This window comes from Pseudomonas sp. CJQ_9, assembly GCF_043106615.1.
In the GTDB taxonomy this organism is placed as follows: domain Bacteria; phylum Pseudomonadota; class Gammaproteobacteria; order Pseudomonadales; family Pseudomonadaceae; genus Aquipseudomonas; species Aquipseudomonas juntendi.
On record NZ_JBICMS010000099.1, the window covers coordinates 288,547 to 311,201 of the forward strand.

The following is a 22,655-nucleotide window of genomic DNA, read 5'->3' on the forward strand; positions in this document are numbered from 1 at the left end:
ATGAGTGAACCCGTACAATTTCCGCTGGCGGCCGTGGTGGGTGCCGACGACCTGAAGCTGGCCCTGTGCCTGACGGCCATCGACCCGAAAATCGGCGGCGTGCTGATCGAAGGCCCGCGCGGCATGGCCAAGAGCACCTTGGCCCGTGGCCTGGCCGACCTGCTGGGTGAGGGCCCGTTCGTGACCCTGCCGCTGGGTGCCAGTGAGGAACGGCTGGTCGGTACCCTGGACCTTGACGCCGCGCTTGGCCAGGGCAAGGCTCAGTTCTCCCCAGGGGTGCTGGCCCAGGCAGATGGCGGCGTGCTGTATGTGGATGAAGTCAACCTGCTGCCAGACACCCTGGTCGACCTGTTGCTTGACGTGGCCGCCAGCGGTACCAACCGCGTGGAGCGCGACGGCATCTCGCACCGCCACAGTGCCCGCTTCGTGCTGATCGGCACCATGAACCCGGAAGAAGGCGAACTGCGCCCGCAGTTGCTCGACCGGTTCGGCCTGAATGTGGCCCTGGAAGGTTTGCCCGAACCTGCGGCCCGGCAGCAGATCATCCGTCGGCGCCTGGCCTTCGACCATGACCCGCAGGCTTTTTGCGCGCAATGGGCGCAGGCGCAGGCGCAGTTGCGCGAGCGCTGCCAGGCGGCGCGTCATGTGCTGGCGGGCATTGCGCTGGACGACCAGGCACTGGCCTGGATCACCGAGCGCTGTTTTGCTGCTGGCGTGGATGGCTTGCGCGCCGACCTGGTCTGGCTACGCGCGGCGCGCGCCCACTGTGCCTGGCGCGGTGCTTCAGCCATTGAAGAAACCGACGTGGAGGCCGTGGCCGAATTCGCCTTGCGCCATCGCCGCCGGGTGGCGCCACAGGCCAATCCGCCAGCCCCCCCGCAACAGGCCGAACAGCCGGCCGGCAGCAACCCTGGTGAACAAGGCGGGCAGGGCGACTGGGGTGCATTGCCCGCGCAGCCGGTGGCCAGTGGCGCCCGTCGCGAGGTGCCAAACTGGGCAAAAAAGCCCTGAGCCCCCCCCAGCCACACGCCACAGGGGGGGATGCCAAGGCGGGGGCAGGCAAGCAGCACGGTGCCAGCCGGGGCCGCGCACGCGACGCGCTGGCAGGTAAGGTCGCCTGGCTGGCGACTTTGCTCAAGGGGCGCCCACGCCAGCGCCAGGACCTGTGCTGGCAGCAACGCCAGGCCAGGCCTGCCGAACTGTGGTTGGTGGTCGTCGATGCGTCGGCTTCAACCCGCCGCCACCAGGCCCTGGCGCAGACCAAGGGGGTGTTGGCAGCACTGTTCGATCAGGCTTATCGCCAGCGGGCTCGCCTGGCGCTGCTCACGGCCAGCGGGCGCATGCCGCAGTGGCAGCGCCATGGCCTCAAGGCGTCGGCGGCCTTGCAGCCATGGCTACAGGCGTTGGGGGCTGGCGGGGGCACGCCACTGTTCGCAGCCCTGGAGCAGGCCCGGCATTGGCTGCAGGCACGCCAGCGGGCACACCCGCAAGAAGTGCTGCGCTGCCTGGTGTTTACCGATGGGCGCGTGCAGCACAGCAACACGGTCCAACCCATGCCTTGTGCCACGCTGTTGGTCGACATGGAACTGGCGCCGGTACGGCTAGGGCGTGCCCAGCGCCTGGCCGAGCAATTGCAGGCGGATTATCAGCACTTGCAACACTTCAAGCTCGCGCATTGAACAGGGGCGCTGCGGCACAATGTCGCAAGTGCCAAAGTTGTCAGGCCGGCGCGATGAAAGTTGCACAAGTGCGTGACGCTGCACGCACTTGTTATAAACGCCGGTATTATTTCGGCATCGACCACGGTCGCAGGTCGTAACCTTTTTCGCACAATTCGGCGCGCACTTCCTCGATCAGGCTGGCCCACTGCGCGGGGTCGGAATAGATGCGCGAAGACACCTGCTTGGCGCCAATGCGGGTGTTGGTCCGGTCGATCACTGCCAGGCTGAGTTCACCAGTCCCGTTAGGGGCATCCCAGGCTACGCACTGGAAGGGTTCGAAGGCGTGGTCGGCAATCAGCAGTGCTTCGTTGACACGGAGCGGGGCATTCATGGTTCGGTCTCTCTATGGTCCCAAACAGCGAAGTAAGTCCGCGTTGCTTCAAAGTCGCCTCAGGTTCGCGAAGTGCAGCGCGGGGTTATGTGTACTGATGCTCGTTGTCCGGTGGCAAGTCACACATTGCGAATAAATTTTTTGCCAGGGCAATCTCCGTTATTCCCTGCGCCGCCATGTGATGTCGTTAAAGTGCGAAAATTCCCGTGGGCATTTGTAAAAAAAGGCGTCGGCAGACGGACGGTACTGGGCACCGTCAACTTCGTTGCTACTGTTAAACGGGCGCCACAACTTGCTGTTTTACTTTAAAAAATTCAAACCTTGGCGCCAAGGATCGGTCATGCAACAGTCTGCCGCGCAACGCCGTTTGCTGATCGTCGACCCCTGCGACGATTGCCACCGCCTATTGCCGGGCCTGCGCAACGCCGGCTGGGACGTCGACAGCTGCATGCTCGCCGCTGCACTGGACCACCCCTGCGATGTGGGCCTGCTGCGCTTGCAGGCCGCGCACCTGCGGCACCCGGACGCGGTCAAGGACATGATCAAGCGCAGCAACACCGAGTGGATCGCCGTGCTGAGCGCCGACCAACTGCGCATGCCAGCCTTCGGTGACTTTGTGTGTGAGTGGTTTTTCGACTTCCACACCTTGCCGTTCGACGTTTCGCGGGTACAGGTCACCCTGGGCCGGGCGTTCGGTATGGCGCGCCTGCGCGGCAAGGGGGCAGTCAAGGTCGATGACGCGAACGACGAATTGCTCGGTGACAGCCGGCCGATTCGCGAACTGCGCAAGCTGCTGGGCAAACTGGCGCCGACCGAGTCACCTGTGCTCATACGCGGTGAAAGCGGCACTGGCAAGGAGCTGGTGGCGCGCACGTTGCACCGCCAGTCGCAGCGCAGCGATCAGCCGTTCATCGCCATCAACTGTGGCGCCATCCCTGAGCATTTGATCCAATCCGAGTTGTTCGGCCACGAGAAAGGCGCTTTTACCGGGGCGCACCAGCGCAAGGTCGGGCGTATCGAAGCGGCTCACGGCGGCACCTTGTTCCTGGACGAAATTGGCGACTTGCCGCTGGAACTGCAGGCCAACCTGCTGCGCTTTCTGCAGGAGAAGCACATCGAGCGGGTAGGCGGCAGCCAGCCAATACCGGTGGATGTGCGGGTGCTGGCGGCGACCCACGTGGACCTGGAACGGGCCATCGAGCAGGGGCGGTTTCGCGAAGACCTGTATTACCGCCTGAACGTGTTGCAGGTGGTGACAGCACCGCTGCGCGACCGGCACGGCGACTTGTCCATGCTGGCCAACCATTTTGCCCATTTCTACAGCCTGGAAACCGGGCGCCGGCCGCGTTCCTTCAGTGAACACGCCTTGGCAGCCATGGGCCACCATGACTGGCCGGGGAACGTTCGTGAGCTGGCCAACCGCGTACGCCGCGGGCTGGTGCTGGCCGAAGGGCGGCAGATCGAGGCGCAGGACCTGGGCTTGCAGTTGCACGACCAGGAGCAGCAGCCGTTAGGCACCCTGGAAGAATACAAGCACCGCGCCGAGCGTCAGGCCTTGTGCGATGTGCTCAACCGGCACAGTGACAACCTGAGCATGGCTGCCAAGGTGCTGGGGGTTTCGCGGCCGACGTTCTACCGCTTGTTGCACAAGCACCAGATACGCTGAGCGTTACGCCACGGCACCTGGGCGAACATCACCCAGGGCCGAAGCCCTCAATGCGGCCCGCGCGGGATGGTCTTGAGCAGGTCTTCGGGGCTGATGTGCCCAACCACTTGTGCAACTGCGCTGCCCGGTGTCGGCAGGTCGATGATATGGCTCTTCATCTTGCCGATCACATGCATCTCGCACGGCTTGCAGTCGAACTTCAGCGTCAGTACCTCGTCGCCCTGAATCAGCTGCATGGGCGCGACCTTGGTGCGTACGCCGGTGACACCCTTGGCCTGCTTGGGGCACAGGTTGAAGCTGAAACGCAGGCAGTGCTTGGTGATCATCACCGGCACCTCGCCGTGCTCTTCATGGGCCTCGTAGGCGGCGTCGATCAGTTGCACGCCATGGCGGTGGTAGAAGTCGCGAGCCTTCTGGTTGTACACGTTGGCCAGGAACGACAGGTGCGACTCGGGGTATACCGGCGGCGGCGTGGTCTCGGCCTTGCGCGCCCCGCGTGGGTGGGCCTGTACCCGCGCGGCGGTCAGTGCCTCGATGGCCTCGCGGCGCAGGGCCTTGAGCTGCGAGTTGGGGATGAAGTACGCCTGCGGGGCGTCCAGCTCGATACGGTCGGCGTGGTACAGGGTGGTACCCAGCTGGCCGAGCAGGTCGTGCAGTTGCTCCAGTGCCTGCTGGGGCTTGTTGGCGACGCCGAACGGGCCTTCCAGGGCTACCTGCACACTGACCCCTTCCTCGCTGCTCAGGGTCAGCAGCAGGCGTTGCTCGCGCAGCACCGCGTGCCACTCCACGCCCACCCGGCGTTCGGAGGACGTGCGCTGCAGGGCCTGTTGCCAGTTGTGGTCCAGGTTGCGCGACAACGGGTGGTTGGGGCGCAGCTTGTGCAGCCCTTCGGGCATTTCATTGGGCTCGACGCGGTAGCGGTAGCGTTTTTGGCCGTCTTCTTCAAACTCGCCGCGGGGCTCGGCGATATTGGCGCGAAAACCCAGCACTTCGCGCTTGACCAGCACATTCAGGCCGTCGCCGTTGGTCAACGGCACGTCGGTCACCACGTGAAGGTCGCGCTTGCCGACCTTTTCCACCACGCCCACCGGCAGGCCGGTGAAGGTTGGCGAGTCGAACGCGCCGATATCGACCTTGCGGTCGGTGACGAAGTAGTCGGTGCTGCCGCGGTGGAAGGTCTTGTCCGGGTCGGGCAGGAAGAAGTGCTCGGTGCGCCCGCTGGAAGCGCGGGCATAGTGCGGGCGGTCCTCCAGAATGGCGTCCAGTTCCTTGCGGTAGTGGGCCGTGATGTTCTTCACATAGCCCATGTCCTTGTAGCGCCCTTCGATCTTGAACGAGCGCACGCCGGCATCGACCAGGTCGGCCAGGTTGGCGGTCTGGTTGTTGTCTTTCATCGACAGCAGGTGTTTCTCGAACGCGACCACGCGGCCCTGGTCATCCTTCAGGGTATAGGGCAGGCGGCAGGCCTGCGAGCAGTCGCCTCGGTTGGCGCTGCGCCCGGTTTGCGCGTGCGAGATGTTGCACTGGCCGGAAAATGCCACGCACAGTGCACCATGGATGAAGAACTCGATGGCCGCGTCGGTTTCGGCGGCGATACTGCGGATTTGCTGCAAATTCAGCTCGCGGGCCAGCACCAGTTGCGAGAAACCGGCCTGGTCGAGGAACTTCGCCCGCTCCAGGGTACGAATGTCGGTCTGGGTGCTGGCGTGCAGCTCGATTGGCGGGATGTCCAGCTCCATCACCCCCAGGTCCTGCACGATCAGTGCATCGACACCGGCGTCATGCAACTGATGGATCAGCTTGCGCGCCGGCTCCAGCTCGTTGTCGTGCAGGATGGTGTTAATGGTGGTGAACACGCGCGCATGGTACCGATGGGCGAACTCGACCAGTTCGGCAATGTCGCTGACTTCGTTGCAGGCATTGTGGCGCGCGCCGAAGCTTGGGCCGCCGATGTAGATGGCATCAGCGCCGTGCAGGATCGCCTCACGGGCGATGGCCACGTCACGGGCAGGGCTGAGCAGTTCCAGGTGGTTCTTTGGCAGGGACATGTCGTTGTATTTTCGGGCTGTCACGGGTTAGGCGCGCATTGTAGCGGCGAAACGGTCTGGCGGCACCCGTGGGCTGCCCGAAGGTGTGCAGCCAGGGTGCGAGGGGGCGGCAACGACGGTCGGTCAGCGCTTGGCGGCCATCGCCGTCACTTCGACGCGCATGCCGTCGAACGCCAGGGCGGCTACCCCAACGGCGGCACGTACCGGCCAGGGCTTGCTGAAGAAGCGCTGGTACACCTCGTTGAATGCAGCGCGGTCGGCCATGTCGGTCAGGTAGATGGTCAGGTGCAGCACGCGGTCCATGCCGCTGTCGGCTTTTTCCAGCGCCACTTTCAAGGCCTGCAGGGTGCACTCGCTTTGCGCGACGATGTCACCCAGCTCCAGGCTGCCGTCGGCACGGGTCGGGATCTGGGTAGTGACCAGCACGCCGTTGTACTCGGCGACGTCGGAAGAAATCGAGTCGGCGTCCGGGTCGGGGGTATAGATGATGTCTGCTTGAGCCATGGTGTGGTTTGCCTTGCAACGGAAGGAAAACGGCAAGCCTACGCGAGCGCAGCGCACCGGTCGAGCGCACCCCGGCGTTTGTAAAGCGCGGCGTTCACCGGCAGAATCGCGGCCGATTGCCAGACCAGAGGTTTACGTTGAACGAACAGACTTTGTCCCGGCGCCTGGAGCGCGTCGCTGCCTATGTGCCGCAGGGCGCGCGCCTGGCCGACATTGGCTCGGACCATGGCTTCCTGCCGGTGGCGTTGATGTTGCGCGGGGTGATCGAGGCCGGGGTGGCCGGTGAGGTGGCGCAGGTGCCGTTCGCTTCGGCCCAGCGCACGGTGAGCCGCAACGGCCTGGAGGCCGCTGTGGCCGTGCGCCTGGCCGATGGCCTGGCCGCCATCGAGCCACAGGACCGTATCACGGTGGTCAGCCTGTGCGGCATGGGCGGCGACACCATGTGCGCCATCTTGCAGGCAGGCCCGCAGCGCCTGGCCGGCGTCACCCGCCTGGTACTGCAGCCCAACGGCGGTGAGCGCGAACTACGCCAGTGGCTGGCCGGCAATGGCTACCGGATCGTCCACGAGGAACTGCTGCGGGAAAACCGTTTCGACTACGAAATCATCGTTGCCGAGCCGGGCAGGGCGGTGTACACCGCTCAACAGCTGTACTTCGGGCCGTTGCTGATGCAGGAAAAGAGCGCGGCTTTTATGGGTAAATGGCAGCGCATGCTGCGCCAGAAACAGCACACCCTGGCCAATTTCCAGCGGGCCCGGGGCGCAGTGCCACAGGCGAAGATAGACGACTTCAACCAGCAGGTAGGCTGGATAACGCAGCTGCTGGCCTGAGTTACTGTTGCGAGCAGTGGCTCAGCTCGCGGTAACTGATTTCGTGCTTCTGGTCATGGTGGTCGAGGTACACCATGTGAGCGGTGCCGATCTGGCAGTCGCCGACGTTGCTGGGCGGGGTGATGGAGATCACTTTGGCCACATCCAGGTGCATGCCGTATGCATAGTTGCTACTGGCTGGCTGATCGTTGCCCGTGGCGGCGAGGGCTGCACACGAAGCCAAGGCAGCGGAAAGGGCGATTACAGCGAGGGAGGGTTTCATGGCTGGCTCCTTTTACAATGTATGACTAATGATGTATTCAAAGGCCGTACACAATAAATGGGCTAAGTCGTGATAGATTCCTGCCTTTAACGCAATAATAACACCCGCTAAGGAGCTCACTTTCATGGACATGCTGCATGCCATGCGTACCTTCGCCCGTGTGGTGGAATGCGGCAGCTTCGCGGCGGCCGCCAACGCCCTGGACATCTCTGCGGCACAGGTTTCGCGCATCGTGGCGGAGCTGGAAAACCAGTTGCAGACCCGCCTGTTGCACCGCACCACCCGGCGCTTGCGCATGAGCGAGGCCGGTGAGCGGTTTCTCGAGCGGGCGCGGCAGATCATGCTGCTGACCGAAGAAGCGGTGGGCGAGGCCCGTGGTGCGCACCTGACGCCGCGTGGGCGGTTGCGCCTGCACTGTCCCCATGGCCTGGGGCTGTTGCTGATGCCGCTGGTGGCCGGCTACAACGCGTTGTGCCCGGAGGTGGTGATCGAGTTGACCCTGTCGCAGCGCAACCCCGACCCGCTGGCCGAAGGGCATGATGTGGTGATTACCGTTGACGGCGCGTTGCCCGATTCGCAGCTGATCGCCGTGCCGCTGGGCAATATCTTCAGTATCCCCTGCGCGGCCCCGGCGTACCTGGAAGCCAATGGCGTACCGGAAAGCCCCGAAGACTTGCACGGCCACCGTTGCCTGCGCATGTCTTACCCCCTGTACGAAGGCGACTGGGTGTTCCCGCAGGGGGTCGACCAGTGTGTGATCGTACCGAAGGACGGTTTCTCCACCAATGTTGCCGATGCCATGCTGGTAGCCAGCGAGCTGGGCATGGGTATTGGCCTGTTGCCGTTCTACACCGCCAGCCAGGCGATCGGGCAGGGGCGGCTGTGCCGCCTGTTGGCGCCGTATCGGCTGCGCGAGAGTGCGCTGTATGCGATCTACCCGTCACGGCACTACCTGGATGCCAAGGTGCGTACCTGGATCGACTACCTCAAGGAGCAGTTGCCAGCGCTGTTCGAAAGGCACGCCGAGGTGGTGGACGACGCCCGCTACTGGCGCTAGCTGGCAGAGCCTGGCGCCAGGGTGCGGTCGTCGACCTACTAAAGCGTGTAGTGCTTCAATTCCCGCGCAATCAGCATGCGCTGGATTTCGCTTGAGCCTTCGTAGATCTGGGTGATCCGCGCATCGCGGTAGTAACGCTCTACCGGGTAGTCTTCCAGGTAGCCGTAGCCGCCATGTACCTGGATCGCCATCGAGCACACCCGTTCGGCCATTTCCGAGGCGAACAGCTTGGCCTGGGATGCCTCTGACAGGCACGGCCTGCCGGCGCTGCGCAGGCGCGCAGCATGCAGGATCAGCAGCCGCGCGGCGTTGACCTGCACCTGCATGTCGGCCAACAGGTTGGCGATGCTCTGGTGCTCGTTGATCGGCTTGCCGAATTGCACACGGTCCCGGGAATAACCCAGCGCTGCTTCGAACGCCGCACGGGCGATGCCCAGCGCTTGCGCGGCGATACCGATCCGGCCCCCTTCGAGGTTGGACAAGGCGATGGCCAGGCCCTTGCCGCGCTCACCCAGCAGGTTGGCGGCCGGCACCCGGCAGTTGTCGAACGTGACCGCGCAGGTGTCAGAGGCGCGGATGCCCATCTTATGTTCGCTGCGGTCGACTTTGAAACCCGGGTTGTCGGTGGGCACCAGAAAGGCCGACAGGCCCTTTTTGCCCAGGTCCGGGTCGGTAACCGCAAACACGATCGCCAGGCCGGCACGCCGGGCATTGCTGACGAACTGCTTGGCGCCATTGATTACCCACTGGCCGTCTATCAACTCTGCGCGGGTCCGCAGGTTATGCGCCTCGGAGCCAGCTTGCGGCTCGGTCAGGCAGAAGCAGCCAATCACTTCACCCGTGGCCAGGCGCGGCAGCCATTGCTGCTGTTGGTCGGCCGTGCCATACGCCAGCAGGGGGCCACAACCTACCGAGTTATGAATGCTCATCATCGCCCCGGTGGCGCCACAGCCGGCGGAAACTTCCTCTACCGCCAGGGCATAGGCAACGTAGTCGGTGTAGCTGCCGCCAAAGTCTTCGGGCACGACCATGCCCAGCAGGCCCAGTTCGCCCATCTTGCGCACCACGTCGTCATCGATCCAGCCGGCCTTTTCCCAGGCCTGGGCGTGCGGGGCGATTTCGCCACGGGCAAAATCGCGCGCCATGTCGCGGATCATGATCTGTTCTTCGCTCAGTTCCAGGTCTTGCATCGGTGTACTCCCGGGCTCACAGGCCTTCGAAGAATTGTTCGACCCGCTGGCGTTGCAGTGCAGCCAGGGTGGGTGGGTTCCAGCGCGGTTGCTTGTCCTTGTCGATGATCAGGGCGCGTACGCCTTCGATGATGTCGCCATGCTGGAACCACTGGCGGTCCAGGTGCAGTTCCATGGCAAAGCACGCTTCCAGATCCCGTTCGCGGCCCCGGCGCAGCATCTCCAGCGTAACGGCCATGGCCAGCGGCGAGCGGCTTTCCAGCTGATCGGCGGTGACCATGGCCCAGGCGTGGCTGTCGCCAATGCTGACCGCGCGCAATTGCTCGACGATGGCCGGCAGGTCGGGCAGGGCGAAGAAGTGATCGATGACCGGGCGCAGTTTTTCCAGCGGGGCATCCTCCAGCACCTGGCTACCGAGCCTGGCCAGCAGGCCCTGCAGGTCTTTGAGCGGGTGGTCGCCGAAACTCAGCTGGTCCAGGCCCTGATCCAGGGCGGCGAGCTGGTCGCTGGCCAGGTACCAGTCGGCCAGGCCGCAGTACAGCGCATCGGCGGCCTGCACCTGTGCGCCGCTCACACCCAGGTAGATGCCCAGCTCGCCGGGGAGGCGCGACAGAAAATAACTGCCGCCCACGTCGGGAAAATAGCCAATGCCGACTTCAGGCATACCCAGGCGGCTGCGCTCGGTCACCACACGCAGGTCACAGCCCTGGGCCAGGCCCATGCCACCGCCGAGGGTGAAGCCGTCCATCAGCACCAGCACCGGTTTGCGGTAACGGTGGATGGCCAGGTCGAGGGCATACTCCTCGACGAAAAAGGTCTCATGCAGCGTATCGCCGGCCTTGAAGCTGTCGTGCAGCGAACGGATATCGCCACCGGCGCAAAAACCCTTGGGGCCTGCACCGCGCAGCACCACCGCCCGTACGTGCGGGTCCCGAGCCCACTGCTCCAGGTGGTGGCGCAGGCTACGGACCATGTCCAGGGTAAGGGCATTGAGGCCGGCGGGGCGGTTCAGTGTCAGGTGGCCGACCTGGTTGCGGACCTCGGCCAGTACATGGTCGGTGGCCGAGGTGTAAGCGTGCGCAGTCATTGCCTTCTCCCTGCTTTGTTATTGATTTTCCAAGTGAAGTCTGGATTCCGCTGGAGGATCTGGCGATCCTTGCATGCGAATTTGCCTTGTACAATCGACAAATCTGCAGGGGGAATCTGCATTTTTGCGTGCCTGGAAGTGTTGCCACTCTAGCAAGGTTTCAGGTTTACCGGGCTGGGTTGGTGTGTGGGTAGCCGATGTTATTGGGGGGTGGTGGACTCGCGCTGAGAGTTAACTGCCGTGGTAGGGGTACTGGATCAATTGATCGATGGCATGGGTATCAAGGTGGGTAGGGCTCGGCATTGCAGGGGCCTATGTAGGGAGATGTAAAGGTGTACGGACTCGTGTCGAGCGCGACAACAGGCGTGGTGATTGATGCCTGTTGTGCGCCCGCTCATCTCAGTTTCATGACTTCAACGGTGAACGCTGCCGTGTGAGGCGCTAGCGATCAAGCTAGCGCCGCAGGCGGTTTTCATGCCATCGAGGGCAACGGGCACGCCGTTGACTCGGTAAGTGGAGCTGCCTTCGATAATTGGAAATGCCCCCTTGCACTTTGGGCAAAGCACCATGTTTCCTTTCCCAGTCATGGGCTTGCCGTTGAGGTTGGTGTGGGGGATGGAGTCAATCACCACTCCTCCATGATCAGTTGTATCCCCCAGTCTTATTATACTCCTCAATATAAGTTGCCTCTCAAGAGCCGATGTACTTATAGGTTAGTTTGGGGTTGGTAGTGTTTGTAGACATCTCGATATGAATAATGGCCTCGCCCGGCTCTCCATCCGCGAACAGGATACATTCGATGCCTATAGCCCCGTCATTCATATGAAATGCCTCGATGAAGGACCTGCCGCCGCCGGCTGACTCGGATGCTCTGTCCTTCGGAGGTGCAGTAAGGATAGTCGAAGTATCATAATAATTCTCTAAGCTTTCGATGATTTCTTCCTGTATCTCTTGTGATATGTTGAATTCACTAGATAGGGTGGCGCTATCTCTTTTAGAGATCGAATTTATAAGGTTTGAAAGTGCAGAGTATTGTTGTGCGCTAAGGTTGACTTCCATCATTTTCTCCTGGCTCGTGCTGCTGGTGTTAGTGTTGTGGTTCCCGCTGAGGCGCCGAGTCCGGTTAAGTAGCCTCGTGCTTTGAGTGTGGCGCATTTTGAGGCTGCCGGGCTGAGCCCAGCCGCTCGGAGTGAGTTAAATGCTACTACAGTTTCACTCCCAAGCAATCCGGCGGTTGAAGAATTATTTTGCGACTGGTTGGCTCTGTAATGAGGCGTTCCTTTAGTTTTTCCATCTTGGTTTCTGCCTTCAATGCTGACAGTTATTGCGTCTGAAGTATTATAGTTCTTTAGCTTGGCGACGGCTGCGTCTTGGTAGATGTGATGAGAATCTTGAAGGCCTCCAATCCTCTTCAGGTCTCCATGTCGGCCTGTAATCACACCCTCAGCGGCAAGGATTTTTTCGCACTCACAGGGGCAGTATGATGCGAGTCCGAGGGGGTCTATCCAGTTATTGGGATTCGGTGCATAACTGTATGTATTTATACCGCCAGAGAATCCAATTGGATCCTTGCTAATAAAGCGCCCGAGGTCGGGGGCGTAGTAGCGATGTCTGTTGTAGTGGAGGCCAGTCTCAATATCAAAATATTGCCCTTTAAAGCGTAGAGGATTTCCGATTGCAGGCCACAGGGCCGTCTCGCCTCTTACTTCCTGTGCCAGCCCCCACGCTTTGTAATTGCCGCTCCAAGAAATCTGCGCGTCTTCATCCGTCACTTCCATTGGCGTTCCAAGCTGATCGCATTGATACCAGGCGAAGGTATCTACAGATGTTGGGTTCGGTTTGTGTAGCCACACCGGATCGCGATCAATGTTGTAGTTATCGCCGTAGGTGGGTTGCGGCAACAGGTCGAGCGTCGAGTTGATTACCGTCTGCGCAACGGGAACGAATGTTCCAGGCTCAAACACGTAGTGGGTCGTACTACCGCCGCGTTCCTCCCGGTCACGACACTCCGTAGCGAGCGTGTCACCTTCCCAGGTGAACCAGGTGAACCCGCAGCCCAGTTCCTCATCCCGCTGCCGTCGAGCGTTTTCGTTCCACAGTGGACCTGCCTGCGGGCGATCCCGGTACTTGGAGCGAGAGTTCTTGTAGAGACGACGGCCAAGTGCGTCATAGGCGAAATCGACAATCAGCCGGTCATCTTCGTATCGCCGCAGCCGGTTGTAGAGGTCCCACGTGAAGTGACCTGCTTTGCCATTCTCGTTCCGTTCCAGCAGGTTGCCGCGCTCGTCGTAGCGGTACTGTGTCCCGCAGTAGCTGCGCAGTACGTTGTCGCCGATCTTGCGTGGTGAATGCGGATTTGGCCCAGGCGGAGCCTGAGGGTCGAGCAGGTTGCTCGCTGGGTCAAAGGCAAAAAGCTCCTTGTCATTGTTGAGCCTGGCTTCGAGCAGCCGCCCCACGGGATCGTATCGGTACCGAAGGTCCCCGCGATTCAGGTCATTGATATGAGTGAGCTGCCCAGCTTCATCGTACCGATAGCTGCGCATGGCGATGCGCTTGGTGGCGCCGTGGTGTGCCAACGTCTGTTCGAGCAATTGGCCGTTTGGTGTCCAAGTCTGGCGTTGTACCAAGCCATTGCCCTGCACGCGGGTAATTTCCCGGTGCAGATCATCGCGTTGGTAGTTGAGCAGTTCGCGATCGTCGAACTTCAGCCCCAGCAGGTGCCCGCTGCCATAGGTCAACCAGCTGACCCGGTGCCCGTCGGGCCTTGTGGTAGCAATGCGCAGGTTGAGCGCGTCGTATTCATGGGTGAACACCGCGACCTTTGGCTGTTGCATGTACTTGAAATGCTGGTGTTCTCGGGTGTTGTTACCCGCCAAGTCATAGAACCACTGCAGCTTGCAGGCATGATTTTCCGCGAGTAGCAAGCGGCCATTGCCGTCATAGGCGAAGGTTTCGGTTTCCCAAACTTTGCCACCACGCTCCCCTGCGCTGCGCTCGACCAGGCGGCCCATCGGGTCGTACTCGAAGTGGGTGATACGGTCACCATCGAGGCGGCGGGTAGGTAGCTCACTGCTGTTGTCGTAGAAGTAGTCGGTGGTCTGTTTGTCGAAACCGGTTTCCATGACCAAGCGGCCCACGGGGTCGTACTTGAAGCTGGCCTCGCTGTTGTTCTCGTTGCGCAAGCGCACCAACTGACCGATCTTGTCCCAGTGGTAATGGAGGGTGGAATCGTCGGGGTTGAGGCGCTGTTGGATCAGCCCGGCTTCGTTGTAGGTCCAGGTGGTGCGACGGTGCAGGGCGTCGACGTAGCTGAGCAGACGGCCTTCGGCATCGTATTCGAAATGGTCTCGGGTTTTGTCGGGATACACCAGGCTGCTGAGATGGCCCGCCTCGTAGTGGTAGTCGGTTTCTTCACCCGCGGCATTGATCAGCTTCGTCAGTTGTCCGAAGGTGTCGTCTTTCCATTGGGTGGTTTGCCCGAGCAGTCGGTGTAGCTGGCCAGGTGTTCGTCAACTAATCAGGGCTCTCTCCTGTGCTGAGAGCGGCGACAAAAGGCGTGGTTATTGACGCCCGTTGCGCGCCGACTCATCTCAGTTTCATGATTTCAACGATGAACGCTGCCGTGTGATGCGCTAGCGATCAAGCTGGCGCCGCAGGCGGTTTTCATGCCGTCGAGGGCGACGGGCACGCCGTTGACTCGGTAAGTGGAGCTGCCTTCGATAATCGGAAATGCCCCCTTGCACTTTGGGCAAAGCACCATGTTTCCTTTTCCTGCCATGGCTTTTCCGTTGAGGTCGGTGTGGGGGATCGAGTCTATGACGCGCCCCCCGTGATCGGTCATATCCCCTAGTCGAACTATATTCATGATTTTACGCTCGATTTGAAGGTGCTCCAACACACTAATTCAACTGAATATTTTGGAAAGCACCGCTTTTTGTAGTCATGTTGTGTCTTCACTATTTTGGTTTTGGTAACCGCGCGTTCGAATTTTTACTTTCTGATAGCAGTGGCTTGAATCCTGGGGTTTTGTTTTTGTATTGATATTTCCCGGTCCTCAGGAATCGATGCCACTGTTTGTTTAGTATTAGAGCCTCTTCAGTCCAGAAGTGATTCTTGAGAATGTCTCCGTTACTTGCTGTAATGCCAGGATTAGAGTGTTTCTTAAGTAATTTACGAAGTTCTTTGTTTACTTTGTCAGAAATTGGTGATGGGTCAGACCCGAAGTGAGAGCCGCCTAGGGCGAATTCATCCTCTCCACCGAAGGTTGCAGTGACAAAACCTTGTCGGTTGTCTCTTAATATTTTTCCCTGAGGTAAGTTATGTAGCTGTTCGCTATTCTCAGGGGTTCCAATAAGCAGTCCGAGCGGTGAAGCTTCAGTCCATGCGTCTTGTTTATGTGCGGATAACGGCTCGTATAATGACTCGGGGCTGTTTGCGCCATAGATTGTTAGTCCGGTTTTTATTGCTAGTTCTTTGTTTATGTTTATGAATTCGCGGAGTGTCATGAAGATAGTGATGTCCATCATTTTTTATCCTTGCAAGGACAGTAGGCGCGGAACTGAATCTCATCAGGTACGTCACCATTTTGCGTACGGTTTTTCAAGTCATCCATTGCTAGTACCTCGCGTTTCACTGGCTGGCCGTTGACGTAAGTTCTGCCGACTTGGCCGTAAATGAGTTTTCCCTCGCTGTCAAGAATTACGATATCTGCACGCCTACCATTCTTGTGCCCGCCTGGAGTAGGAATCAGTCTCTCATTCTTAACTCCACCCCCAGAAAGGACTGAACCGCCATTGTCGATGACCTCTCTGCCCCAAGCGGCAATGACCTCGTTGTGGGGGCCCTTACCTCCTGGAACAGGCCCGCGTTGTGCGAGACCTAGTGGGTCTATCCAAAATATGGGATTGTATGCGTACTGATATAAATTTATTCCACCTATTAGACCAATGGGGTCCTTGCTGATGAAGCGTCCGAGATGAGGGGTGTAGTAGCGATACCTGTTGTAGTTAAGATGGGTTTCGATGTCATAGTATTGCCCTTGAAACCGTATTGGATTGTCAATGATAGTGTGATTTGTTTTGATGCTCCCTATCTCTTTTGCCATTCCCCAGGCTTTGTAGGCCCCACTCCACGCAATTTCTCCATTTGCATCCGTAACCTCCATAGGGGTGCCAATCTGATCGCATTGATACCAGCCGAACGTGTCTACCAGCGTTGGATTTGGCTTGTGCAGCCACACCGGGTCCCGATCAATGTCGTAGTGATCGCCGTAGGTAGGTTGTGGTAACAAATCGAGCGTCGAGTTGATTACCGCCTGCGCAACGGGAACGAATGTTCCAGGCTCAAACACGTAGTGGGTCGTACTACCGCCGCGTTCCTCCCGGTCACGGCACTCCGTAGCGAGCGTGTCACCTTCCCAGGTGAACCAGGTGAACCCGCAGCCCAATTCCTCATCCCGCTGGCGTCGAGCGTTTTCGTTCCACAGTGGACCTGCCTGCGGGCGATCCCGGTATTTGGAGCGAGAATTCTTGTAGAGACGACGGCCAAGTGCGTCATAGGCGAAATCGACAATCAGCCGATCATCTTCGTACCTTCGCAGCCGGTTGTAGAGGTCCCAGGTGAAGTGACCTGCTTTGCCATTCTCGATTCTTTCCAGCAGGTTGCCGCGCTCGTCGTAGCGGTACTGTGTCCCGCAGTAGCTGCGCAGTACGTTGTCGCCGATCTTGCGTGGTGAATGCGGATTTGGCCCAGGCGGAGCCTGAGGGTCGAGCAGGTTGCTCGCTGGGTCAAAGGCAAAAAGCTCCTTGTCATTGTTGAGCCTGGCTTCGAGCAGCCGCCCCACGGGATCGTATCGGTATCGAAGGTCCCCGCGATTCAGGTCATTGATATGAGTGAGCTGCCCAGCTTCATCGTACCGATAGCTGCGCATGGCGATGCGCTTGGTGGCGCCGTGGTGTGCCAACGTCTGTTCGAGCAATTGGCCGTTTGGCGTCCAAGTCTGGCGTTGTACCAAGCCATTGCCCTGCTCGCGGGCAATTTCCCGGTGCAGATCATCGCGTTGGTAGTTGAGCAGTTCGCGATCGTCAAACTTCAGCCCCAGCAGGTGCCCGCTGCCATAGGTCAACCAGCTGACCCGGTGACCGTCGGGCCTTGTGGTAGCAATGCGCAGGTTGAGCGCGTCGTATTCATGGGTGAACACCGCGACCTTTGGCTGCTGCATGTACTTGAAGTGCTGGTGCTCACGAGTGTTGTTGCCCGCGAGGTCGTAGAACCATTGCAGCTTGCAGTCTTTGTTTTCGGCGAGCAGCAATCTGCCGTTGCCGTCGTAAGCGAAGGTCTCTGTTTCCCAAACCTTGCCGCCGCGCTCGCCCGCGTTACTCTCGACCAAACGGCCCATTGGGTCGTACTCGAAGTGGGTGATACGGTTACCATCGAGGCGGCGGGTAGGTAGCTCACTGCTGTTGTCGTAGAAGTAGTCGGTGATCTGTTTGTCGAAACCGGTTTCCATGACCAAGCGGCCCACGGGGTCGTACTTGAAGCTGGCCTCGCTGTTGTTCTCGTTGCGCAGGCGCACCAACTGACCGATCTTGTCCCAGTGGTAATGGAGGGTGGAATCGTCGGGGTTGAGGCGCTGTTGGATCAGCCCGGCTTCGTTGTAGGTCCAGGTGGTGCGACGGTGCAGGGCGTCGACGTAGCTGAGCAGACGGCCCTCGGCATCGTATTCGAAACGGTCTCGGGTCTTGTCGGGATACAACAGGCTGCTGAGATGGCCCGCCTCGTAGTGATAGTCGGTTTCTTCACCCGCGGCATTGATCAGCTTCGTCAGTTGCCCGAAGGTGTCGTATTTCCATTGGGTGGTTTTGCCCGAACAGTCGGTGTAGCTGGCCAGGTGTCCGTCAGGCGTATAGCTAAGTTTTTTCTCGCCGCCATTGGCGTCGGTGATAGCGATGAGCAGGTTATCGCTGTTGTAGGCGTACTGAGTTCTATTCTCCAGCGGATCGAGGGTTTCGATAACGTTGCCGCGTTGGTCGTAATCGTACTTCCACAGCCCACCCTCGGCATCGCGCGTCTTGAATCGCTGATTTAGCTCGTCGTAGGCATGATGTACTGACTGGCCGTCTGGGCGGGTGTGTTGCAGGAGGTTGCTGCGTTCGTCGTAGGCATATCGGTCTATGCTTCCGTCCCGATGAACGTGTTGCACGACATTCATTGCATCGTCGCGGAAGAACCACTCTTCATTGCCGTCAGGATGAACGACACGATAGGTGTAGCCGAGGATGTTGTAATAGTGCTTGGTCTCGTAGCCAAGGGCATCCGTGACGTACGTCAGACGAATATTGCGATCCCACTCCAGCCGTACTTCATAGCTACCATCATCAGCCCACTCGTGAACGGCCTTGGCATCAGGCCCATCACCCAGCCATTCCAGGTTCATTGCCCGCCCGGTACGGTCGGTATAGCGCGTGATCAGATGGTGTTGATGCTCATACTTCCATTGCCGTTGATGCTCATCTTTCGCGCAGATGAGGTCGCCTTCGCTGTCGTACTCGTATGTACTCAACTGACGCGTCGGCAGGCCGCCCTCCATCAGCCATAGGCTAACGATGTGACCACTGTTATCAATCTCTGAATGAATGTGCTGGTGCAGGTCGTCATTTTGATAGGTCAGCAGGTCGGAAAGGATATGGCGACCCCCGTTGAAGTGCTCGTAATGCAGGGCCACGCGGGCTCCGCCACGCCGCCGGATACCTACCAGTCGAAAGACATCCCCAACCTCTTCATACTGCTCTTCAACTTCGTGACCGCGCGCCAACGACAGTGTGCTTTCGCCGGTGCGAACGATTACGACTTCCTCGATCGGGTCATGGTGGAACTTGCCGATTTTGGGCAGCGGGTAGTCATGTGATCGTCCATCATCGGCCTGATAGGTTAGGTTGTCTTCGAGAACGTTGAAGTGCACGGTGTAGGGGGATATCCAGCGGGCACCCAATGGGCCGAGATCGAGTGCTGATTGGCTGGATCGGTAGTTGCGAGTCCAAGAGATGGGGAATGGCCCGGAGAGGGTAAAATCGGTATGTATAAGCTGTTCCGAGCCCCGAGCGAATGTGATGCTGTTCTTCGTGCAGGGGCATGTCCCATTTTTGGCGGGCTTGGCGTCTTGTCGTGGACCAGGCTGTTTACCGATGGCGCCCAGCTCATGTTGATTGCTTACGCCCTTGGCCTGTTTTATGCCAGTAGGCGAAACATTGGCGCTTAGGTGAGCGCGCTTGCGCCCAGCGGCCTTGGCCACCATGGTGAGCAGATAGGCGATGCTATGTGCATTTCCGGCGTTGGCGAGATCCTTGAAGCTGTCCTCCACTTTGGTGGCCAGTTGCCGAAGGAGTGCGACATATTTGAAGCCAATTTTCTTGATCCAAGGCGGAATAAGTTTGGATAGCTGATTCAGCGCTTCAACGGCAGCGTATTCGATAGGCAGAGTTGCGTGTTTCGCCAGTTCCTCGAAGAACGAAAGGGACTCGCTTGAGGCTGCAGGCTTGTGTTTCAACTGGCCCCGGAGGAAGTCATCGACGCCGCCAGCGACCGACAGCATCAGTGCTTTGCCGGAGCTGCCGCACTTCGTCAGTATTCCTGATAGTTCGGCTTGAGCGTAGGTTACAAAGTTTTCCAACTCCCCTAATATCGTTGCGTTGAGGTGATTGGTCAGGACGGTTATCAATGCGTCACCGATCGCACCTTTGGGATTAGCGTTTACCTGCTGCCTGACCAAGTGTAAGGCGGGCCTGAGGCTCTTTCTTGCGAATGCCATGGCCGGTGGAAACGGGATCATGCCGATCAGATTGATTCCGAGGCTGACCCAATCAAGCAGGCTTGGGTTCTCATTTTCTGTCAGCGCGATGATGTCCCCTACGGCGTCTATCGCGGCCATGATGTTGTTGGCGATGGGAATGAACTCGGCAGCCGTTTTCAAGTTGGCCAGGTTTAATCTGTTCTCGCTGATTTCCCTTAGCCAGAGGTCGACGCTATTGGCACCTTCTTCAATGTCCTCGTCGGGTATATCTTTGATCGGCGCTACGGCGGTTTCGGCTGGACGTGCAGATGGTGGCGTGCTCATGGTTTTGTCTTCCCCACTGGCGCGGAAACCAGGGTCTTCAGTTCATCGGATGCTTGGTTCTTGAGCACTTGTTTGAGCAGTCCCCTGACATCTGAGGCCGAGGTGACCGATGCATTCGAGAGAATGGTGTCGGCGATCTGCTGGGCTGCTTGAATGGCGTTTTCGGCGACCGTAGAGTCCGCAGCGGGGTGGTTGCTGCCTTTAATCTCACTTGCTGGCGACCATGTTTCAGTCGGGTCTTTGCCCAGCGTCACCTTGGCCGGCCCGGAGGCGAGCCCTGCCACGCTGGCGAAGCCCTCGCTATTCAGTGTGCCTGTGAACACCCGGCCGAGCGCATCTTCTACGCGGTAGTCAGCCTTGTCGTAGGCATGGCGGCTGGCATAGTGCTGGAGCACTTCCAGGTTGCCTGCGCCCGCCTTGAGGTCTTCAGGAAACGCCGCCGCTTGGCTTTTCGAGCCTTTGTAAATGAAGTCGGTAGCATGCGCGGTGTACTGACCCGCCGTGGCGTGCACGATGCCACCTGCGTTGTAGGTGGTGCTGCTGCCACCGGCCAGGATCACCAGTTCTTCCTTGGCACTGAGCGTGATCCGCTCGGCAGTGACGCTGACCTTGAGCTTGGCCAGCAAGTTAATGTTGTCCTTCAGCGCCTTGAGGTCGATATCACCGGACGCTGCAACCAACCGCCAACCCATGCTCTGCACGAACTGCCGCACCCCTCGACTGGCACTGATCAGTAGGCGCTTGCCGATGGCCATGCTGGTGTGCCCACCCGTGCTCAGGCCCAGGTGCTCGCCGCTGGCGATGTGGGTGGATTCCGGTGTGCTGGTGGCGATGCCGGTCGGGCTGGCGAGCACCAATTGCGGGTCGGCCAGTTCGGGGAAGCGGTTGGCTTCGGGGTTGCCGCCGCTACCGCGAATGGCAGCGTGCTGCGCCTTGAGCGCATCACCCACCTCATCCTGATCGCCATCTTCCTGGGCCAGATGATTGCGGGCCTCGCTGGCAAAGGTGGTGTGATATTCCTGCGCCGTTTTAAGGCGCTCGGCGGTCTCCGCCAAATCCGTGTGGTGTTCGCTCGCGCGGGCTCGCAGTTCGGTGCTCAGCAGTAGGCCGCCGCCAGCACGGACCACGCCGTGGGTATCGGTGCGCAGCTCGAAGCCTTGGCCCCGGCCCCTGCCACCGGCGTGGCGCGGATGGGTGAGGTAGCCAAGGTTCAGCGCCGAGTGATCGTGATCGCTCATCAGCGCCGCGCTGATCTGCCCGGTGGTATCGTCCAGGCGCAGTTCGTTGTGGCGCTGGCCGTGGTGCTCCTTGCTGCGGATCGGGCTCACGGCCTTGAATTCGGGCAAACGATACGGTGTGCGGTTGACCACGTGGTAGCTGCGCCCAGTGATCATCGGCTGGTCGGGGTCGCCGTTGAGAAAGCTCACCACCACTTCCTGGCCGATGCGGGGAATGGCCATATGGCCCCAGGTGGCGCCGGCCCAGGCCTGGGTCACGCGGACCCAGCATGAGCTCTTGTCGTCTTCATGGCCCAGGCGGTCCCAGGGAAATTGCACGCGCACACGGCCATGCTCGTCGCAGTAGATTTCCTCGCCGGGCGGCCCGACCACCTTGGCCATCTGTGGGCCTTCGATGACGGGTTTGGGGCGTGCCGGGGCATGCCATTCGACCTCGGCAGGGATCAGGGTGGCGGTATAGTGATAGGAGGTGCCGTGCTCGGACTCGGCGGCATCTTCTTCCAACGCGGTGAACTGGCGCCCTTCATGCTTGATGCGCAGCGGCCTCCAGAGGATGTTCATGTCCTCGCGGGCATGGCCCGCCAGTTGGAAGGCAATGCCCGGCCGCAGGCGGGCATCGTCGCCAGCGACCTCGGCCACGCGGGCATCGCCGAACAGGGCGTTGACCTTGGTCTGCGTAAAGGGTTTGCCGGCGTTATCGTGCTTGAAGCGACCGGGGTAATCGTAGCGTTCGTAGTCGTTCTGCTGGTTGCTGGCCGCCAGTGGGAACTGGGTCTGCTGCAGGTCGTAGCGTGGGTGGGAAAAGGTGTAATCGCGCTGGGTCTGTACGTTGCTGCGCACTTGCTCGCGGTAGTTGAATTGATGCAGGCAGGGCTGTTCGGCGATACCGCCGCGGTTGGCGACGTACATGACCGGTTCGCCTTCCAGTGTGCCGAACTGGCTGATCTGGTCGGCCTGGATCACCGTGTGGCGGCCTTCGCTGTGCTCGAAGATCGAGATCAGGCCTTCTTCGGCCGACAGGCGCCAGAAGAAGTCGAGGTCCAGGTCACCTGCCTGGACGCAGAATTCGCGGCTCTGGTGGGGGGCGACCACGTACTGTTTCAGCGTACCCCACAGCCGTTCACGGAACAGTTCATCGATCAATTGCGGCACCGGCCGGTGCTGGAAGATACGCCAGTCCGACTGCAAGCCGGCGCGCGCCAACTGCGGCTCGACCACGGCGCGGTAGCGGGTGCGGCGGTGGCCAGTCTTGCCTTGTTCGAAGCTGCTGACCAGGCCATGGACATGGCGTACTGCCTCATTCTGCTGCCAGATCGTGAGCGTGGCGGGTTGGTCGAGCAGTTTGGCGAAGTCGGCATCCTCGGCGAAGCTGACCAGTTCTATTTCTAGCCGGTACAGCTCGCTGATGGCCTCGATCAGTTCGAAGGAGACGACATCGAATGCGATAGCCTCATCGGCCGGTGTACTGAAGGTAAAGCGCACATCGTTCAAGTTGCTCATGCAGAACTCCTGCTGTTCATTCCTTCGGGCAGGTTTATAGGGCTGGCTGCGTGGCGATGCGCGCAGCAAAAGTGCATTCAAGACCGTAGTGAGGAATTCATTTCGTGTC

At 60.0% G+C, this 22,655-nt stretch carries 18 protein-coding genes; 5 read left to right on the forward strand and 13 right to left on the reverse strand.

Annotation, left to right across the window (positions count from 1 at the left end; translation table 11 throughout):
- Both ACF8SD_RS22255 and ACF8SD_RS22260 read left to right on the forward strand, forming a co-directional pair.
- Positions 1-1,011: an ATP-binding protein gene (locus ACF8SD_RS22255; RefSeq protein WP_173888915.1), complete on the forward strand. Its 1,011-nt coding sequence runs from the start codon at positions 1-3 to the stop codon at positions 1,009-1,011.
- Between the two features lie 89 nt (positions 1,012-1,100).
- Positions 1,101-1,679, forward strand: a complete 579-nt coding sequence (locus ACF8SD_RS22260; RefSeq protein WP_173891686.1) for a VWA domain-containing protein — start codon at positions 1,101-1,103, stop codon at positions 1,677-1,679.
- 106 nt (positions 1,680-1,785) lie between these two features.
- On the opposite strand, the gene ACF8SD_RS22265 is transcribed toward ACF8SD_RS22260, so the two are convergent.
- Complete coding sequence (locus ACF8SD_RS22265) at positions 1,786-2,052, reverse strand: hypothetical protein (RefSeq protein WP_173888917.1); 267 nt, start codon at positions 2,050-2,052, stop codon at positions 1,786-1,788.
- Between the two features lie 340 nt (positions 2,053-2,392).
- Here ACF8SD_RS22265 and ACF8SD_RS22270 point away from each other — a divergent pair, with 340 nt between their 5' ends.
- Positions 2,393-3,718 carry a sigma 54-interacting transcriptional regulator gene (locus tag ACF8SD_RS22270; RefSeq protein WP_392485153.1) on the forward strand — a complete coding sequence of 442 codons (1,326 nt, stop codon included), beginning with the start codon at positions 2,393-2,395 and terminating at the stop codon, positions 3,716-3,718.
- A gap of 47 nt (positions 3,719-3,765) precedes the next feature.
- On the opposite strand, the gene ACF8SD_RS22275 is transcribed toward ACF8SD_RS22270, so the two are convergent.
- Positions 3,766-5,766: a U32 family peptidase gene (locus ACF8SD_RS22275; RefSeq protein ID WP_392485154.1), complete on the reverse strand. Its 2,001-nt coding sequence runs from the start codon at positions 5,764-5,766 to the stop codon at positions 3,766-3,768.
- Positions 5,767-5,889: 123 nt separating this feature from the next.
- A complete protein-coding gene (locus ACF8SD_RS22280; RefSeq protein WP_392485155.1) occupies positions 5,890-6,270 on the reverse strand; it encodes a RidA family protein in 381 nt (126 codons plus the stop codon).
- Between the two features lie 137 nt (positions 6,271-6,407).
- Between ACF8SD_RS22280 and ACF8SD_RS22285 the strand changes: the two genes are divergently transcribed.
- Positions 6,408-7,100, forward strand: a complete 693-nt coding sequence (locus tag ACF8SD_RS22285) for a tRNA (adenine(22)-N(1))-methyltransferase (protein WP_392485156.1) — start codon at positions 6,408-6,410, stop codon at positions 7,098-7,100.
- A gap of 1 nt (position 7,101) precedes the next feature.
- Here the strand turns inward: ACF8SD_RS22285 and ACF8SD_RS22290 are convergent, their stop codons facing one another.
- Complete coding sequence (locus ACF8SD_RS22290; protein WP_392485157.1) at positions 7,102-7,362, reverse strand: DUF2790 domain-containing protein; 261 nt, start codon at positions 7,360-7,362, stop codon at positions 7,102-7,104.
- Between the two features lie 124 nt (positions 7,363-7,486).
- Between ACF8SD_RS22290 and ACF8SD_RS22295 the strand changes: the two genes are divergently transcribed.
- The gene (locus ACF8SD_RS22295; RefSeq protein ID WP_173888925.1) at positions 7,487-8,419 is read left to right on the forward strand and encodes a LysR family transcriptional regulator; all 933 of its coding nucleotides are present in this window, start codon (positions 7,487-7,489) and stop codon (positions 8,417-8,419) included.
- A 38-nt stretch (positions 8,420-8,457) separates the two neighbouring features.
- On the opposite strand, the gene ACF8SD_RS22300 is transcribed toward ACF8SD_RS22295, so the two are convergent.
- From ACF8SD_RS22300 to ACF8SD_RS22340, 9 genes are all read right to left on the reverse strand, one after another.
- On the reverse strand, positions 8,458-9,609 hold the full coding sequence (locus ACF8SD_RS22300; protein WP_392485158.1) for an acyl-CoA dehydrogenase family protein: 1,152 nt from the start codon (positions 9,607-9,609) through the stop codon (positions 8,458-8,460).
- A 16-nt stretch (positions 9,610-9,625) separates the two neighbouring features.
- Positions 9,626-10,696 carry an enoyl-CoA hydratase/isomerase family protein gene (locus ACF8SD_RS22305; RefSeq protein WP_392485159.1) on the reverse strand — a complete coding sequence of 357 codons (1,071 nt, stop codon included), beginning with the start codon at positions 10,694-10,696 and terminating at the stop codon, positions 9,626-9,628.
- A 413-nt stretch (positions 10,697-11,109) separates the two neighbouring features.
- On the reverse strand, positions 11,110-11,373 hold the full coding sequence (locus tag ACF8SD_RS22310; protein WP_392485160.1) for a PAAR domain-containing protein: 264 nt from the start codon (positions 11,371-11,373) through the stop codon (positions 11,110-11,112).
- Positions 11,374-11,386: 13 nt separating this feature from the next.
- Complete coding sequence (locus ACF8SD_RS22315; RefSeq protein WP_392485161.1) at positions 11,387-11,755, reverse strand: hypothetical protein; 369 nt, start codon at positions 11,753-11,755, stop codon at positions 11,387-11,389.
- Complete coding sequence (locus tag ACF8SD_RS22320; protein WP_392485162.1) at positions 11,755-14,064, reverse strand: RHS repeat-associated core domain-containing protein; 2,310 nt, start codon at positions 14,062-14,064, stop codon at positions 11,755-11,757. The genes ACF8SD_RS22315 and ACF8SD_RS22320 overlap by 1 nt, the downstream gene beginning before the upstream one ends.
- A gap of 236 nt (positions 14,065-14,300) precedes the next feature.
- The gene (locus ACF8SD_RS22325) at positions 14,301-14,561 is read right to left on the reverse strand and encodes a PAAR domain-containing protein (protein WP_392485163.1); all 261 of its coding nucleotides are present in this window, start codon (positions 14,559-14,561) and stop codon (positions 14,301-14,303) included.
- A 91-nt stretch (positions 14,562-14,652) separates the two neighbouring features.
- Complete coding sequence (locus ACF8SD_RS22330) at positions 14,653-15,219, reverse strand: hypothetical protein (RefSeq protein ID WP_392485164.1); 567 nt, start codon at positions 15,217-15,219, stop codon at positions 14,653-14,655.
- The gene (locus ACF8SD_RS22335; RefSeq protein WP_392485165.1) at positions 15,219-19,808 is read right to left on the reverse strand and encodes an RHS repeat-associated core domain-containing protein; all 4,590 of its coding nucleotides are present in this window, start codon (positions 19,806-19,808) and stop codon (positions 15,219-15,221) included. Before ACF8SD_RS22335 ends, ACF8SD_RS22330 begins: the two co-directional genes overlap by 1 nt.
- Positions 19,805-22,546, reverse strand: coding sequence for a type VI secretion system Vgr family protein (locus tag ACF8SD_RS22340; protein WP_392485166.1), 2,742 nt, complete (start codon positions 22,544-22,546; stop codon positions 19,805-19,807). The genes ACF8SD_RS22335 and ACF8SD_RS22340 overlap by 4 nt, the downstream gene beginning before the upstream one ends.
- Positions 22,547-22,655: the final 109 nt, after the last annotated feature.

Coding starts and splice junctions, on each gene's coding strand:
- ACF8SD_RS22325 (WP_392485163.1), bottom strand. CDS start 14,561: ATGAATATAGTTCGACTAGGGGATATGACCGATCACGGGGGGCGCGTC.
- ACF8SD_RS22295 (WP_173888925.1), top strand. CDS start 7,487: ATGGACATGCTGCATGCCATGCGTACCTTCGCCCGTGTGGTGGAATGC.
- ACF8SD_RS22300 (WP_392485158.1), bottom strand. CDS start 9,609: ATGCAAGACCTGGAACTGAGCGAAGAACAGATCATGATCCGCGACATG.
- ACF8SD_RS22315 (WP_392485161.1), bottom strand. CDS start 11,755: ATGGAAGTCAACCTTAGCGCACAACAATACTCTGCACTTTCAAACCTT.
- ACF8SD_RS22330 (WP_392485164.1), bottom strand. CDS start 15,219: ATGGACATCACTATCTTCATGACACTCCGCGAATTCATAAACATAAAC.
- ACF8SD_RS22255 (WP_173888915.1), top strand. CDS start 1: ATGAGTGAACCCGTACAATTTCCGCTGGCGGCCGTGGTGGGTGCCGAC.
- ACF8SD_RS22290 (WP_392485157.1), bottom strand. CDS start 7,362: ATGAAACCCTCCCTCGCTGTAATCGCCCTTTCCGCTGCCTTGGCTTCG.
- ACF8SD_RS22265 (WP_173888917.1), bottom strand. CDS start 2,052: ATGAATGCCCCGCTCCGTGTCAACGAAGCACTGCTGATTGCCGACCAC.
- ACF8SD_RS22305 (WP_392485159.1), bottom strand. CDS start 10,696: ATGACTGCGCACGCTTACACCTCGGCCACCGACCATGTACTGGCCGAG.
- ACF8SD_RS22270 (WP_392485153.1), top strand. CDS start 2,393: ATGCAACAGTCTGCCGCGCAACGCCGTTTGCTGATCGTCGACCCCTGC.
- ACF8SD_RS22275 (WP_392485154.1), bottom strand. CDS start 5,766: ATGTCCCTGCCAAAGAACCACCTGGAACTGCTCAGCCCTGCCCGTGAC.
- ACF8SD_RS22280 (WP_392485155.1), bottom strand. CDS start 6,270: ATGGCTCAAGCAGACATCATCTATACCCCCGACCCGGACGCCGACTCG.
- ACF8SD_RS22335 (WP_392485165.1), bottom strand. CDS start 19,808: ATGAGCACGCCACCATCTGCACGTCCAGCCGAAACCGCCGTAGCGCCG.
- ACF8SD_RS22340 (WP_392485166.1), bottom strand. CDS start 22,546: ATGAGCAACTTGAACGATGTGCGCTTTACCTTCAGTACACCGGCCGAT.